This window comes from Pedobacter sp. WC2423 (assembly GCF_040822065.1).
GTDB lineage: Bacteria > Bacteroidota > Bacteroidia > Sphingobacteriales > Sphingobacteriaceae > Pedobacter.
Map to the genome: position 1 here is coordinate 68144 of NZ_CP162005.1, position 15733 is coordinate 83876.

At 39.5% G+C, this 15733-nt stretch carries 15 protein-coding genes; 9 read left to right on the forward strand and 6 right to left on the reverse strand.

Going from position 1 to position 15733, the window contains the following annotated elements; genetic code table 11:
* The first annotated feature begins 16 nt into the window (after nt 1-16).
* Genes AB3G38_RS00315 through AB3G38_RS00325 form a run of 3 tightly spaced genes read left to right on the forward strand, consistent with a single transcriptional unit; the run spans nt 17 to nt 3422 of the window.
* Nucleotides 17-1153 carry a YncE family protein gene (locus tag AB3G38_RS00315; protein ID WP_367866502.1) on the forward strand — a complete coding sequence of 379 codons (1137 nt, stop codon included), beginning with the start codon at nt 17-19 and terminating at the stop codon, nt 1151-1153.
* 20 nt (nt 1154-1173) lie between these two features.
* A complete protein-coding gene (locus AB3G38_RS00320) occupies nt 1174-2079 on the forward strand; it encodes a PKD domain-containing protein (protein WP_367866503.1) in 906 nt (301 codons plus the stop codon).
* An 8-nt stretch (nt 2080-2087) separates the two neighbouring features.
* A complete protein-coding gene (locus AB3G38_RS00325) occupies nt 2088-3422 on the forward strand; it encodes a DUF5074 domain-containing protein (protein WP_367866504.1) in 1335 nt (444 codons plus the stop codon).
* A gap of 57 nt (nt 3423-3479) precedes the next feature.
* Here the strand turns inward: AB3G38_RS00325 and AB3G38_RS00330 are convergent, their stop codons facing one another.
* From AB3G38_RS00330 to AB3G38_RS00350, 5 genes are read right to left on the reverse strand one after another with little or no spacing between them, the layout of a single operon-like run.
* Nucleotides 3480-5225: an STN and carboxypeptidase regulatory-like domain-containing protein gene (locus AB3G38_RS00330; RefSeq protein WP_367866505.1), complete on the reverse strand. Its 1746-nt coding sequence runs from the start codon at nt 5223-5225 to the stop codon at nt 3480-3482.
* A complete protein-coding gene (locus AB3G38_RS00335) occupies nt 5225-6193 on the reverse strand; it encodes a FecR family protein (RefSeq protein WP_367866506.1) in 969 nt (322 codons plus the stop codon). Before AB3G38_RS00335 ends, AB3G38_RS00330 begins: the two co-directional genes overlap by 1 nt.
* Before the next feature lies 1 nt (nt 6194).
* Nucleotides 6195-6779 (reverse strand): RNA polymerase sigma-70 factor, encoded by a 585-nt coding sequence (locus tag AB3G38_RS00340; RefSeq protein WP_367866507.1) that lies wholly within the window; start codon nt 6777-6779, stop codon nt 6195-6197.
* 22 nt (nt 6780-6801) lie between these two features.
* Nucleotides 6802-7374: a DUF4833 domain-containing protein gene (locus tag AB3G38_RS00345; RefSeq protein ID WP_367866508.1), complete on the reverse strand. Its 573-nt coding sequence runs from the start codon at nt 7372-7374 to the stop codon at nt 6802-6804.
* Nucleotides 7375-7399: 25 nt separating this feature from the next.
* The gene (locus AB3G38_RS00350; RefSeq protein ID WP_367866509.1) at nt 7400-8440 is read right to left on the reverse strand and encodes a hypothetical protein; all 1041 of its coding nucleotides are present in this window, start codon (nt 8438-8440) and stop codon (nt 7400-7402) included.
* 30 nt (nt 8441-8470) lie between these two features.
* Here AB3G38_RS00350 and AB3G38_RS00355 point away from each other — a divergent pair, with 30 nt between their 5' ends.
* From AB3G38_RS00355 to AB3G38_RS00375, 5 genes are all read left to right on the forward strand, one after another.
* On the forward strand, nt 8471-8650 hold the full coding sequence (locus AB3G38_RS00355; protein WP_367866510.1) for a hypothetical protein: 180 nt from the start codon (nt 8471-8473) through the stop codon (nt 8648-8650).
* A 368-nt stretch (nt 8651-9018) separates the two neighbouring features.
* A complete protein-coding gene (locus AB3G38_RS00360; RefSeq protein ID WP_367866511.1) occupies nt 9019-9339 on the forward strand; it encodes a hypothetical protein in 321 nt (106 codons plus the stop codon).
* A 613-nt stretch (nt 9340-9952) separates the two neighbouring features.
* On the forward strand, nt 9953-12187 hold the full coding sequence (locus AB3G38_RS00365) for a heavy metal translocating P-type ATPase (RefSeq protein WP_367866512.1): 2235 nt from the start codon (nt 9953-9955) through the stop codon (nt 12185-12187).
* Nucleotides 12188-12239: 52 nt separating this feature from the next.
* Nucleotides 12240-12452 carry a heavy-metal-associated domain-containing protein gene (locus AB3G38_RS00370; protein WP_367866513.1) on the forward strand — a complete coding sequence of 71 codons (213 nt, stop codon included), beginning with the start codon at nt 12240-12242 and terminating at the stop codon, nt 12450-12452.
* A gap of 1 nt (nt 12453) precedes the next feature.
* Nucleotides 12454-13020 carry an AraC family transcriptional regulator gene (locus AB3G38_RS00375; RefSeq protein ID WP_367866514.1) on the forward strand — a complete coding sequence of 189 codons (567 nt, stop codon included), beginning with the start codon at nt 12454-12456 and terminating at the stop codon, nt 13018-13020.
* Between the two features lie 88 nt (nt 13021-13108).
* On the opposite strand, the gene AB3G38_RS00380 is transcribed toward AB3G38_RS00375, so the two are convergent.
* Nucleotides 13109-14398 (reverse strand): acetyl-CoA hydrolase/transferase family protein, encoded by a 1290-nt coding sequence (locus AB3G38_RS00380; protein WP_367866515.1) that lies wholly within the window; start codon nt 14396-14398, stop codon nt 13109-13111.
* 152 nt (nt 14399-14550) lie between these two features.
* Between AB3G38_RS00380 and AB3G38_RS00385 the strand changes: the two genes are divergently transcribed.
* Nucleotides 14551-15720, forward strand: coding sequence for an aminotransferase class V-fold PLP-dependent enzyme (locus tag AB3G38_RS00385; RefSeq protein WP_367866516.1), 1170 nt, complete (start codon nt 14551-14553; stop codon nt 15718-15720).
* The last annotated feature ends 13 nt before the right edge of the window (nt 15721-15733 follow it).

Sequence of the window (15733 nt, forward strand, 5' to 3'; positions counted from 1 at the left end):
CCTTAAATAATCAAACATGAAAAAACAGCTCCTTTATCGTTTATCACTGGCCGTTATGTTGTCAGCATCCCTGTTTTCGTGCAGGAAGGATCCTCAGCCAGCTCCAGAACAAGTCGAAATACTGGAACCAACACCGTCTGGTCCTGTAAAAGGTCTTTATCTGCTCAATGAAGGCAATATGAATATGAATAAAGCCTCATTGGACTATCTGGATTTAGCAACCGGTGTATATCGCCGGAATATCTATAACCAGGCCAATCCTGAAATCGTTAAAGGATTGGGTGATGTAGGTAATGATATAGGTGTATATGGTTCTAAAGTATATGTAGTGGTGAATCTTTCTCATAAAATAGAGGTTTTGAATGCTAAAACAGGTAAAAAACTGGGTCAAATTCCCTTGGTAAGTGCCAGATATATTACTTTCTATAAGGGCAAAGCTTATGCAAGTGCCTACTTAGGTGCTTTAGGTGACCCTACAGCAGGTAATGGGGTTGTTATTGAGATTGACACCGCAACGCTTACTGAAAAAAGACGTGTTGAAGTTGGCCGTCAGCCAGAAGAGCTGGCTGTAGTGAGAGGTAAATTATTTGTAGCCAATTCTGGCGGTTACAGTGCTACAAATTATGAAAGAACGGTTTCTGTGATTGATCTGAATAGCTTTCAGGTAACCAATAAGATTGATGTGGCTATTAATCTTCATCGTCTGAAGGCAGATAAGTATGGTGATTTATATGTGAGTTCAAGAGGTGATTACTTTGATATACCTTCGAAACTTTTCGTGATTGATACCCAGACTGAAAAGGTGAAAAAATCATTTGATATTGGGGTTAGTGAAATCGTAATAGATGGTGATCTTGCTTATTACTATAGTACTGAGTATAGTTATGAAACAGATAAAAACAAAATTACCTATGGAATGATTGATGTGAAAACAGAGACTCCATTGAGCAAGAGTTTCATTACCGATGGTACAAATGAAAAAATAACAGTTCCATATGGAATTGCGGTTAACCCGATTACCAAAGATGTATTTGTAACTGACGCGAAGGATTATGTTTCTCCAGGTACATTATATTGTTTTACTCCTGCGGGCATAAAGAAACTTGAAGTAACCACAGGTGATATTCCTGCACATTTTGCTTTTGTTTATTAACCAATCAACCAGATATAACTATGAACACAAATTTAAAACCTCTTTTAATCGCACTCATGGGGGCTGCTGTATTTGCAGGATGTAAAAAAGATGTAAACAATGCCAATGGGGTAAAACCTGGAAAAGAAGTAAATGCTGTAAACAGTAAATTCATCTCTAAGGTATATGAATACCTGCCTGCACCAGGACAATTTATTAATGAAAGTCTGGGCAGTTTAGCTGGTGCACAGCGTATCATTGGTGATGTGAGCCAGACTGGTATGGTTTCCCTTGGTGGCTACGGTGGGTATATCGTTTTTGGCTTTGATCATTCCGTAATCAACAGGGTAGGACATGATTTTACTATTTATGGTAATCCTTTAGGCCCCGTATTGCAATGGTCTGAACCAGGTATTGTAATGGTTAGCCAGGATGCTAATGGCAATGGTCTGCCTGATGATGCGTGGTATGAAGTTGCTGGTAGTGAATATACTTCACCAAGTACGATTAAGAATTATCAGATTACTTATACTAATCCAAAAGCTACTGCCGATGTAAATTGGACAGATAATCAAGGTAATTCCGGAAAGGTACAAGTTAACCAGTTTCATAGACATAACTATTACCCGCTGTTTGCACAAAATCAAGAAACGCTTACGTTTAACGGAACATTATTAAGATCTACATGGGGTATGGAAGGTAGCGTCTATGTTAACCGTGCTTTTACTTATGGATATGCTGATAGCTGGTCAACGGGTGATTATTATGAGCAGAATATGTTCAACTCGTTTGATATTGCCTGGGCTGTTAATAGTGCTGGTCAGCCGGCTAATCTTTCGAAAATAGATTTCATTAAGGTTTATACCGGACAGAATGAAAAAGGAAATACGATGTTAGGTGAAATTTCGACCGAAGTGAGAGGTGCCGTAGATTTAAATATTAACTAATACAATCAATGAATTTTAAAAAATTAATACCTTATTTATTTGCCGGTTTATCTATGCTGGCCATTGCTTCATGTAAAAAGGATAATGAAAAAGAGCTTTTGCTTCAGCCACAGGCCACAGAATCTTTAAAGAACAATGGAAAGGATTCTATTACAGTTAGTGATACCCTGTTATTACATCCAAAGCTTGCCAATACTAAAAATGCGATTTACAGCTGGACAGTGAATGGTGCGCGTACCGGATCTGATTCTGTATTTACATTTAAAGCGATAAATAAAGGAGATTTTAAGATAAGTTTTAAAGCAGCTACTCCTGGTGGTGAAGTCACTGTTGATTACCAGATCCACGTTTGGGATAAATATGAGAATGGTTTTTACCTTGTGAATGAAGGCTGGTTCGGACATGGAACAGGAACGGTAAGTTTTTACCGGTACAATACCAATAAAATGGAGGATAGCATCTTTGTCAAAGAAAACCCTGCGAAAGATCTGAATCCGGTATCTTCTACTTTACAATCAGGCGTTGTTTTTAAAAACAAATTCTACCTGGTTTCAAAGGTAGGAGGGCCGATGGTAGTTACCGATGAATACAGTATGAAAGAACTGGCACGGGTACCAAGTCAGGGTGGCAATGACTGGCGCTCATTTGTGGGTATTAGTGAGACTAAAGGTCTTCTGAGCTCAGGTAAAGGAGTGTTTCCGGTTGATTTAAATACATTGGCTATCGGCAGGACGATTGATGGTGTAGGTGGTCAGGTTGGCGATATGATCAAACAAGGTGATTACATTTTTGTGCTTTCTTCAACAGATGGTATAGTGATCCTGAATGCCGCCGACAATAAAGTAGTGAAAAAGATTGCTGGTGCTTCTGTAGGTTTCACCCGTACGATGGATGGAAATATCTGGGCTGCGGGAGGTACTAAGCTGTTTAAAATCAATGCTGCACTGGATGTTGAATCAATTACAGCTCCTTTTACAGTTTTTGGTTCATGGGGTGCATGGCATCCTGGATCTATTACTGCTTCTACCAAAGAGAATGCTGTTTTTATTGCTAAAAATGGATCTTTTAGTGGTGGTACAACGATCTATAAATATATTTCCGGAAGTACTGCTTCTTTGCAAGCTCCTTTTTTAACCTTACCTGCAGGTAAGATACTTTACGGTGCTGGTTTAAGCTATAATGCAAAGTTGGATCAGTTATTGGTCAGTACTGTACAGTCTGGCTTCGGAGAAAACTTTAGTGTAAACAACTTATATTTCTATGATCCGATAACAGCTGTCATTAAAAAGACAGTTTCTTATAATGGTTATTACTTTCCTTCGGTAATCGTAGCCCATCAATAAATCAATAAGATCTTGTGTGTGTTGTGACCCCCTTTTACTATAAAGTAAAGGGGGTTTTTAAAATAAAGTGATTCCTATATTCCAGCCTAACCAACCGCTGGTTGTAGAATTGAATTTATGTGCGTAACTGGGTGGAACTTGCTGTTTGAATCCTTTTACGCCTGAACCTTGTGCATAATCTGTAGCATAAAGAGAATACGATGGGCCACCAAAAATAGTTAGTCCATTCGCTATTTTAAACTGTAAGTTTAGTTGTAACTTATTGAGGCTGGAAGTCTCAGACCATTTACCTGTAGAAATAAATTGAGAAAGATATTCAACTCCAATGGATAATTTTTGATTCAGCTGTATTTCATGTCCCAATCCAAAACCGAAAGAAGATATTTTTGCAGTATCTGAGAAATTTCTTCCGGCCATCAGGATAGTATAAAGTTTTTTAGTACCTGTTTTAAGGCTTAAATTTGCATTAATGAGCTCATTACCGGACAAACTGATTTGGTGGTAGCCATTCTTTTTAACGATGTTAATCAAACCGATGCTATAACCCGAAGAGCTGTCAGCAACATTCACCAAACCAAATTGTACGCCTTTAACTGTTTTGGCATAATTAAATAATCCAGCGATCTGTGCACCTTTTAAAGTTCCGTTATTGATATTCACTGCGCCTGCCATTTGTAATCCCTGGAGATTTTTTCGGGTATGGTTATATAAACCGGCAATCTGAGCCCCATACATATCTCCTTTAACAAAATTCATTACTCCGGCCATTTGCAGGCCATAGGTATTTCCCCGGACATAATTGACCAAACCACCTGCTTGTATCGCATCAACATTTCCGATAACTGAGTTTACTGCTCCTGCCATTTGTACGCCTTTTACAGATCCGCCGACAATATTAAACAGGCCTGCCAGCTGTATTATACCTACATCTGTTTTATCCATATTGAATAGGCCTGCCATTTCAAGACCATCCAGTCCTGCTGAATATCCTCCTAAAATATTGAAGGAGGCTTTATTGATCACTTGTGAACTCATCATTCCGTGTGAGCTTAAGCCAGGGGTAAGAGAGGCTTGAAACGGACTGTTCGCCAGAAAACCAGAGAGGTTTAAACTCTGGAACCTTTGTTTGGAAGAAACAAAGAACCTTCCGATTCCCATGTTTTCTACCAGGTTGCTTACTTTGCTTTTACGCGCTGAGGAAGTGTCTTCATAACTCTGGGGTTTAATCGTGATATTAGATAGGAAGATCAGCGTGGTGTCACGGTAGGCCTCTTTACTGGCAGTAAGGACCACTTCATTGTAGTCACCCTTGAAACGGAGTTTGAAATAACCATCGTTATTGGTCAGGGTAGATTGAAGCAGTCTTTTTTCATAAACACTGGCCTGTTTAATTTTTGCTCCTGTTTTAGTGTCGATCACGTATCCGCTGATCAGGTATAAACGTTCGGCAGTCGTAATGTTATCGGGCTCTATGGTGAGATGCAGGTTTGCTGAGCGTAAAATAATATGCTGCCCGGTTTCTTTATAGTCTATTTTACCTCTGAACAATTGGTCCAGGATAGTTCTTACCGGGGTATTTTGAACAGAAAGGTTAACGAGGCTATCGGTATTAAACAAACTCCCCTCATAGGCAAAATAAAAATTGCCGGAAGTACTGATCTGGGTGAGTACTTCGGCAATTTTCTGATTTTTTACCTTAATGGTAACGCGCCTGGATAAATTTTCAGCCTGATGGTTTTGTTGTGCATATATTTTACAGGCAATGAGGGATAAAAAACATAGTAAAAGTAATTTCCTGTTCATTATGATTTGTTTACCAACAGGATTTTTCCTTCGCTGTGTACTTGTTTAATATTAAAGGTTTCACAAATTGTTTGTAAAATGTGATCCAGTGAATCTTCCGGAAAGGTAGTGGTTAACGTCAGGTTTTTGATTCGCGGGTCTTCAATGACAATATTTACCTGGTAGGCTTCATTTAATTTTTCTATAACTTTTGCAAGTGAAGTGTTATTCAGGATAAAGGTTTTATTCCGGTAGTAAGTATAAAGCTGATCGGTATTGAGCTCTTTTTTTAATTCAGTTGTACCATTTTTGACGATCACTTTCTCTCCTTTGTGCAGTGCTGCATCAGCGCCGTTAATACTTACCTTGACGATTCCTGTTTCTACAATAACCTCAGTTTGCTCATTCCTGTATTTCACATTGAAAGAGGTACCGACTACTTTTATTTTTACGTTTTCTACCTCAATAATAAATGGTTTCTCTTTGTTTGGGGTTACTTTGAAGAATATCTCTCCTTTTTGCATACGAATTGCCCGGTGATCGGTGAAGTTACTGGCAAAACTTAATAAAGAGTTTTTATTCATGGTAATTGTTGAGCCGTCAGGAAGTGTTTTTACCAGTACTTCCTTGCCGGCACCGACCGATATATAATCAGCAGTGCTAAAAATGCGGTAGGTACTCCACAGGCCTGCGGCAATCAAAAATATGGCTGCAATTTTAAGCCATCCATATTTATAGCGCAAAGGAACAATTTTAGCTTCCTGTTGATTTGACGGGGTTACTTTAGCTTTAAATTTCTTCCAGGCCTGCTCTTCGTCTATGGTGCTTTTTGGTTCTAGTGCTTTACTTGTTTCCCAAATCTGTTTAAATTGGTTGTAATATGCCTTATTAGCCGGATCTTCAGCTATCCATTGCAGAAATCGGGTATTTTCTTCCGTACTGGTTTCGTTTAATAAGTGTTTTATTAAAAGTTCATCTCTATCGCTCATCTTAATTCAAAAAATCCTTGTAAAACCATACTCCTGATAAAAGGAGAACTAAAAAATCGACCAGTTTTAAGCGTAATATTCTCAATGCTTTTCCCATTTGAGTTTCTACGGTCTTAATAGAGATCTCCAGCTGGTCTGCGATTTCTCTGTATTTTAACTCTTCAAACCTGCTCATATGGAATATAAGCCTGCATTGTTCGGGTAAATCTTCCATAGCTCCCTGTACTTTGGAGGCTAACTCGTTTAATTCCACTCTGTGTGAAGCAGGTTCACTTTCCTGTGTGGAATGCATCGTAAAATTCTGGTGGCGTATTTTTACTTTTTCATGCTTCAGAAAGTTCAAAGTGTCATTGTGAACGCATTTGTATAAATAGGCTTTTACGGAAGTTTGTATATTCAGTAGTTCCCGTTTTTCCCAGAATTTCATAAATCTGTTCTGTACTATTTCTTCTGCCATTTCCTCATCACGGATCATGGTATTCACATAGCTATGTAATGCTTTGTAGTGCGCTTTGAACAAGTGTTCAAATGCTGCGTCATCATAAATTATAGGTGCGGTATAGCTCACTGGGTATGTTAAATCCACGTTTTATGTCTCTTCAAATATATTAGAATTCTGCTTGTGATCTGATATTAATTCTTCGTAAAATCTCCCTTCCATTTACTGTATCTACTGCAACCAGATCAATGTATTGTACTTTTGGAAACCAGAAGGAGCAGCTGCCGAGTTTGATGAATGCTCTTTTTAGTAAATAGTGTGTGTCTTCATCTTTGATATAGATTTTGTATTTGTTGTCGGTTTGAGAGCGTTTCAGGTATAGCGGTAATCTGGTATAGGCCATTAAATGAATTTCATATTCATCATTTCCCAGATCCTGGCTTTTTACGCCATAAACATATTTCTTTTCCACGTTACTGAGTTCTTCACGTTTTCCGTCTTCTGCATACTTGATCCAGGAAACTTTAACTGGAGCCTGGGTGCAAATTGTACCATCTTCGTTGAAATTGAGTTCGTAAATTACGGTATTGGCACCCGGATTTTTCTGCACAAAGAATAAAAGATTATCCAGTTTAGGGTTCTGTTTTTCTTCAGCGGGTTGCGCGCTTAAGGGGCTGATCATTGCCAGCAGAACCAGTATCAGGAGTTGTATAGTTTTAAGAGCTTTGCTGAGTGAGGTCATGATTTTTTTTATTTATATTCTTTGTTTAGAATATGTATTGTACACCGGCTGTATAACCTGCGTAAATTCCCTGAAGCCTGGTGACGCTTTTGCTTTCCCATTTGGAGATGAATTTTTCTGTTAGTTTCCGGCCTTCTTCTGTGTTGGTATTGACATAATTGAAGGTTGGGCCTCCAAAAATTTCCAGGTGAGGGGTGAGTTTGAATGCTGGCAGAATTCTTATAGAGGATTTAAAGTATTCTCCGGCTTTAAAGTTTTGCAGGGTAAGGCCTGCGAGTTCAAGGTTTAAGCGAAAGGCTTGTGAGGTGTAAACGTGTGCACCCAGGCCTGCTTCGGCTGCATATATTTCTTTTTTGTTTTTCAGGTTATAGCCTATTCCAAGGATTCCGTAAAGTATTCTTCCTCCTGATCTGAAGGATAGCAGGGTGGTGAGGTTGTCGTCAACGGTTACGGCTAAACTTTTCTCCCCGTTTTTAATGAGGTTAATGAAGCCGATTGGATAGTCAGAGCTGTCGGCTATGTTCAGGAAGGCGGCAACTTGTACGCCTTTAACTTTTTTGGCGATGTTCATGAAGCCTGCTATTTGTGAGGAGGTGTTTTTGGCTTTGTTCATAAAACCTGCGATCTGTAATCCGTCTGCGGTGTTTGCAAGGTTCATAAATCCGGCAACTTGCGCACCTTTCATATCGGCTGCTTTGTTCAGAAAGCCTGCTACTGATGTGCCTTTGCTTTCTCCGGAGAGATTCATAAAACCGGCTACTCTTACGCCTTCTGCTTTTTGACCGGTATGGTTAGAGAAGCCTGCCAGCTGAACGCCTTTGGAGGTGTGATGGATAACATTGGTTACTCCGGCAAGTGTAAAGCCGTCTTCTGCTGCGGAAACTCCGGCAATAAGGTTCAGGGAAAAGGTGTTGCTGTCTGATGGGGCGTGTGTGCCGTTACTGCTTAAGGGATAAATTAAACCGATATGGGTTCTGGATGGTTTGGTTTGAGCGTATAGTGTAGTGGTTAAAAGGGTTAGGGTAATGGTTTTTAGCAGGTTGAGTGTGTAAGGTTTTATGTTCATATTGTTGTTGTTTAATCTAGGGACAACGTGATGAAGGTTTACCCTTACGCGGATTTGAAATTTTTTAGTAAAAAGGGGGAAAATAAAAAAGACATTGCTATTTCCGGTCGACGCCCATCTGAAGGGATGGCCAATGCCCGGAAATTAGCAATGTCTTTTTTATTTACTATTCCTGATTTGTATCCTTTGAAGAATTTTCAAATAGGTTAAGGAGACGCCATCATGGGTGAGTTGGGGAGGGGGGTGGCTGGGTTGGATGGCTAATTTGGGAGGTTAGTTTGGGAGGTTAGGCTGGGAGGATACTTATCTTAGCAGATTAATATTGCTAGTTGCATTATGCCAGGAAATATTTGCGGATTCTTTGGTCTGTGTTTTAAATGAGATAAAAAGACGCTGAGTAACTTGAGGTCACAATCTGTGACCTCAAAGAATAGATCGCTTTTAGGATTAGATGAGTAGAATGAAAAATATGTTTAGATTCACGGCAATTAAAAAAAAGTGTACTTCTTCGAAATAATGTTTACACAATTCGGATTGGTGAAGATTACTGATTTAAATAAAGTATTCTAAAAGAGAAAATGGTTAAAAGATTATTAAGATCGGATGAGATTGATTTAATTTCATGGATGGTAAGGGATACTAAAGAATCCAAATATATAATTCCATCTCTTTTAACTTTATTAGTTGAAGAAATGAAGGATGGTGGTATGGGTAGTTTAAGAGTTGTTTCTGAAAAAAATAAAGTTTATTTCAAAGATCTTGCTCGTGTGGAGTTGTTAGATAAAGATGGAGTTGCGCTTTGGATTAGCATTCATCTTGATACTAATTATGATTTTTTTGAGCTTGATATCTGGAAGGTAGATTATTCTCCATTAATAAGATTTCCATCTGTTCCATAATATTATGTGGGTTTATAAAAGTATAAAATGAAAATATCTAAACGCTGGCTCATCCTTTTTGCAATAAAATAATTCTGTTTGATTTTTTTTTATGAGAAAAGGAGTTTCTATTACAATTCGGATGGTACAAAATGTATTACTATTTGGAAAAGGTTTGGGGGCAAGTGTGTGATTATACCAAGAAAATATATTGGGTTATTCAAACCTGATAGAGAATACCTTCAGACTACTAATCATAATGGATTTACTTTTATTTGGGAAAAAGATGGCATATATGACCTTATAGTATCAAATAATTATGTTCTAAAGTAGATTTGAATTTTAAACAGACCCGGGTCAGGTATTATAGTTATAATAACAGAGCAGATTTTATTAGGAAATTTTATGTTAATAACATGATAAGATCTCAGTATGAATATCTATCTATTGATATTCTAGAAAATTACGTCTTTGGAAACGGGAAGAGAAGGTAATCAAAATTTACCTGATTATTCAAATTTGAAAAGAGCCACTTTCTTCTGCGATTTCTTTGCCGAATTATGAAATTTTATAACAAAATGATGTAAGTCTTTAGGTAGGGTAGGGCCTATCTTTGTATCATAATTTAAGAAAGATGTCAGATTTAAAGAACATACAAACTATTTCCCTCCCGGTATTGGGTATGACCTGTGCGGGTTGTGCTTCTAGTGTACAGTCTATGATTGAGGCTCAGGATGGTGTTCAAAGTGCGGAAGTAAATTATGCTACACAACAGGTAAAGGTCAGTTATGAGCCTGGTAAAATTATGCCGGAGCAGTTTCAGTCAGCAGTACAGTCGGTGGGGTATGATTTGATTCTGGATACGCTGAACGGAAAGGAAAAGCAGCAGGAGGTACAGCAACAGAATTATAGTGCTTTGAAAAGAAAAACTATTCTGGCTGGAATACTCACTTTACCGGTAGTAATTATCGGGATGTTTTTGATGGATATCCCTTATGCGAATTATTATATGCTGGGTTTAACTACTCCGGTTTTGTTTGTGTTTGGAAAGAATTTTTTCATCAATGCTTACAGGCAGGCGCAGTATGGCAGAGCAAATATGGATAGCCTGGTTGCTTTGAGTACGGGTATTTCTTATCTTTTTAGTGTATTTAATACCTTCTTTGCTGATTTCTGGCATGCTAAAGGGATTCATCCTCATGTATATTATGAGGCTGCAGCTGTAGTTGTTGTTTTTATTATGCTGGGTAAGCTTTTGGAAGAGAATGCGAAATCAAATACTTCGTCAGCAATTAAGAAGCTGATTGGGCTACAGCCAAAAACAGTAATATTGGTTACTGAGGATGGGGAACAGGAAATAGCGGTGTCGGCTGTTAAGGCCGGGGATCGGTTACTGGTGAGACCGGGTGATAAAATTCCGGTGGATGGTGTGCTGGATGAAGGTCATTCATATGTGGATGAAAGTATGATTAGCGGAGAGCCTGTGGCGGTATTGAAAGAGGCGGGTGCGCAGGTTTTTTCAGGGACGATCAATCAGAAAGGGAGCTTTAAATTCAGGGCGGAGAAAGTTGGTGGGGAAACTTTATTAGCTCAGATCATTAAATTGGTTCAGGATGCACAAGGATCGAAAGCGCCTGTTCAGAAATTGGTAGATAAGATTGCTGGTATATTTGTTCCGATAGTTCTTTTTATTGCGGTTTGTACTTTAGGAGTATGGTTGCTGTTTGGCGGGGAATATAAATTGAGCCAGGGGTTGATGGCTATGGTTACGGTATTGGTGATTGCTTGTCCTTGTGCTTTAGGACTGGCTACGCCAACGGCAATTATGGTCGGAATTGGTAAGGGAGCTGAGCATGGGATCCTGATTAAAGATGCGGAAGCACTGGAGTCGGGTTATAAAGTGGATACAGTCATTTTAGATAAAACGGGTACGATTACTGAAGGTAAACCTTTAGTTACAGGTATGGAATGGATTGATTATGAGGGTTCAGTTCAGGAGGAAATGCTGGGCATTTTCCTTGCAATGGAGCAGCATTCTGAACATCCGCTGGCCGAAGCTGTGGTGAGTTATGTCAAAGCAACGGGTGTCAGGGCAGCTTCAATTACTGGTTTTAAAAGTCTGACGGGAAAAGGAGTAGAAGCTGTTTTTAATGGCGAAACCTATTTTGCAGGAAGCCATAAAATTTTGACTGAAGCACATGGAGAACTGCCGGGAAAAATAAAGAAAATCGTTCATCAGTTTCAGCAGGAAGCTAAAACTGTGATCTTTTTTACCAGTGCCAGGCAAGTGCTTGCCGTAGTTGCTATTGCCGATCAGATTAAAGCGGGCTCAAAGCAGGCCGTAGAAGGCCTGCAGGCGCAAGGGATAACAGTTTATATGCTAACGGGAGATAATGCCTTTACAGCGGCTGCAATTGCGAAACAGACAGGTATTTTAAACTATAAGGCAGACGTACTTCCGTCAGAGAAGGCGGATTTTGTCAAAAGCTTGCAGCAGGAAGGTAAAATTGTTGCGATGATAGGTGATGGAATTAATGACAGCCAGGCGCTGGCTCAGTCTGATCTTTCGATTGCAATGGGCAGGGGATCTGATATTGCTATTGATGTAGCAAAGCTGACTTTGATCTCGTCTGATTTAAGACAGGTTTCTAAAGCACTGAAACTATCGAAGGCTACGGTGAGAACAATACGTCAGAATTTATTCTGGGCGTTTATATACAACCTGATTGGGATTCCTCTGGCTGCGGGGATATTATATCCGTTGAATGGTTTCCTGCTGAATCCGATGCTCGCAGGAGCAGCAATGGCATTAAGTTCAGTCTCTGTAGTAGGTAACAGCCTCAGGTTGAAATTAACTAAATTAAACTAATTTTAAAACACGATGCCCTGATGAACAGATGGGCGCAATAAAAACACATATTATGGAAACTCTGAAATTTAAAACGAATATTAAATGCGGTGGATGTATCGCTACGGTAACTCCTCATTTAAACGCAATGAATGGTCTTGAACAATGGAACGTGGATACTGAGGTAGCTGATAAAGTTCTGACGGTAACTGGTGATGCTGATAATCTGCAACAGGCAATAGAAGAGACTTTAAAAAAGGCGGGCTTCCACGGGGAGTTAATCTGATATGCAGCTGCATGTTAAAAATATGGTTTGCGACCGGTGCATTCTGATCGTCAGGCAGCAGCTGGAAAATCTTGGCTTCTCTGTGAATGAGATTTCATTGGGGAGAGTTACTGTTTCGCCGGAACCTGATCCGGCGAAATTACAGGATATCTCAGCTGCCTTCCAGGTACTGGGTTTCGAGCTGATCGACAAAGATAAAGACCAGCTTGTAGAGCAGGTGAAGACACAGGTGATCGAACTGGTTCATTATTCAAACCTATTCGAATTGAAGCAGAGTTTGATGAGCATAATTGCAGAGAAATTAAGCAAGGAATATGCTTATCTCAGCAGGTTGTTTTCTGATGTGGAAGGGATCACGATTGAGAAATATATCATTCAGCAAAAGGTAGCCAGAGTAAAGGAATTGCTGGAGTATGGAGAACTCAATCTGAATGAGATTGCCTACCAGATGGGCTATAGCAGCAGTGCACATTTGTCTACACAATTCAAGGCCATAACCGGAGTTACACCGAGTAAATATAAGGCTCAGCCGGGTGGTGACCGGAAACCTCTGGATCAAATCAACTAATCTTATGATTTTAGTTAATGCTTAATCTTTAGATTATTTGATTTGTTTTAAGTTTTGATTATTAATATTTTATGGATATATAATATTGCTATTCGAAAGAAGTTTCGAACCTTTCAAAGCATTTTCTTTCCAGATTTTCCCGGTGATCCGGATGGGCAAGCTCAATTAATGCCTTCGCACGCTGCTTTAAACTTTTACCGAAAAGGTTTACTTTTCCATACTCAGTAACCACCCAATGTACATGTCCGCGGGTGGTTACTACACCCGCTCCTTCTTTTAAAAATGGTACAATTCTGGAGATACCTTTTGAGGTAATTGATGGTAGTGCAATGATCGGCTTTCCTCCCGGAGACAGAGATGCACCATGAATAAAATCCATCTGTCCGCCAATGCCGGAATACTGAAAAGTTCCCATGGAGTCGGCGCAAATCTGACCTGTTAAATCCAGTTCAATTGCAGAGTTTATAGCAGTGACTTTTGGGTTTTGACGAATCACGCTCGTGTCATTTGCATAGGAAATATCCATCACTCTTATGCTCGGATTATCGTTCACAAAATCATAAAGTTTACGTGTTCCAATCATAAATGACGTGATCGATTTACCACGGTTAATCTTGTTCATACTGTTATTGATGATCCCGTTTTGTATGAGTGGGATCACTCCGTCTGACAACATTTCTGTATGCAAACCGAGGTTTTTGTGGTTACCTAAATTCTTTAAAACCTGGTCGGGGATACCTCCTATTCCGAGTTGAAGGGTTGCGCCATCTTCCACTAAAGAAGCGATATGCTGACCAATGGTGACCATAGCACTGCTCACTTTTGCTGAATAATCTACTTCTGGTAATACCGATTCATGCCATACAAAAGTGTTTATTTTACTGCTGTGCAGATAGCCGTCACCATGTGTTCGCGGCATGTTTGGATTAACCTGTGCAATGACATGTTTTGCAGTATCTACAGCTGCCCTTGCGATATCTACAGAAGTTCCTAAAGAACAATAACCATGTACATCAGGCGGAGAAACCTGTACTATAGCTACATCAAGGGGTAGAAAACCTTCCCTGAAGAGCTTTGGAATCTGACTTAAAAAGACAGGAACATAATCGCCATTGATACTATTGACAACAGAACGGGTATTTGCTGAAGTAAATAAGGAATTGAAAAAGAAGCTTCCGCGCCATTCAGGGTTGTTGAAATCCACATCGCCCAGGGTTGAGATACTAACCAATTCTACATTTTTGAGCTCTGCATGCCGTTGTTGGAGGGCTTTAATCAATAATACCGGGGTTGCTGCACTTCCATGAAGGAATACGCGCTGTCCGGATTGAATGTATTTTACGGCATCCGCTGCGCTACTATATTTTGGTTGACTCATAAACTGTTCTATTTAACTGCAATTAGAACAAATAAGCTGGGATAATGTGTGATCCTGATCAAAATCCGGCATGATGTAGGTTAGGTTTAAAGGTTTTTCATTACCTTTTGCCGATATAAAATATTGTTAACAGAGATCAATTTCATAAAAGAATGGACTTAAACACAATCAGAAAAGAAACCAGAGGTTGTACAGATAAAATTTTCCTGAACAGTGCAGGCTCTTCCTTAGTGCCCGATACCGTATTTAATCAAATGATAGCTAGTCTGACTGAAGAAGCTCAGATTGGAGGATATGCACTTGCTTATCTAAACCAGCAGGGGGTAGATGAATTCTATACAGAAACTGCTAAGCTGCTCAACTGTGCTGCTGACAATATATCCTTTCAGAATAGTGCTACAGATGCTTATGCAAAGGCGATTTCCTCTATTGACTTTAAAGCCGGAGATGTTATTCTGACCACAGATGATGATTATATCTCCAATCAAATCTCTTTTCTTTCTTTAAAGAAACGCTTCGGAATTGACATCATCAGAGGCAGTAATCTGGCTAATGGAGATCTTGATTTAGTAGCATTTGAGGAACTGGTTAAGCAACATCAGCCTAAATTAGTAGCACTAACTCATATTCCAACCAGCTCAGGACTTGTGCAGGCAGCTGAAGAAGTAGGGGCGATTTGCCGGAAATATCACTGCTGGTACCTGGTTGATGCTTGTCAGTCGGTAGGGCAATTGGTAGTAGATGTGCAAGCAATCGGATGTGATTTTCTGGCAGCTACAGGCAGAAAGTTTCTGCGCGGACCACGTGGTACGGGGTTTCTTTATGTGTCTGACCGGGCGCTTGAAGCAGGTTTAGCTCCGCTTATCATTGATATGATTGGTGCGGAATGGACTTCAGTAAATGATTATACTTTACAGCCGGCCGCTAAGCGTTTCGAGTTTTGGGAGTCTTCCATTGCAAGCAGGTTAGCACTTAAAGAAGCAGTGAAATATGCCAATCAGGTTGGAATGGCAAATATTGAAAAGTACAATACAGGTTTAATGGCTCAGTTCAGAAGCCAATTGAAACAAGTAAAAGGGTTGAATTTGCAAGATTGGGGATCAAGAGTCAGCAATATTCTGACTTTTACCATGGAACACCATACCACAGAAGAAATTGCAGAACACCTTCGTGCGCATGATGTTTATTTCTCTATTGCCTCTATAGGCTCTGCAATGATCGATTTTCCGAAGAAAAACATAGAAAGTGCAATCCGTCTTTCGCCTCATTATTTCAATACTGCTGAAGAATTGGAAAAAGTTGTCGCCATTTTGGATTTTTAATTGTTATTCGTTT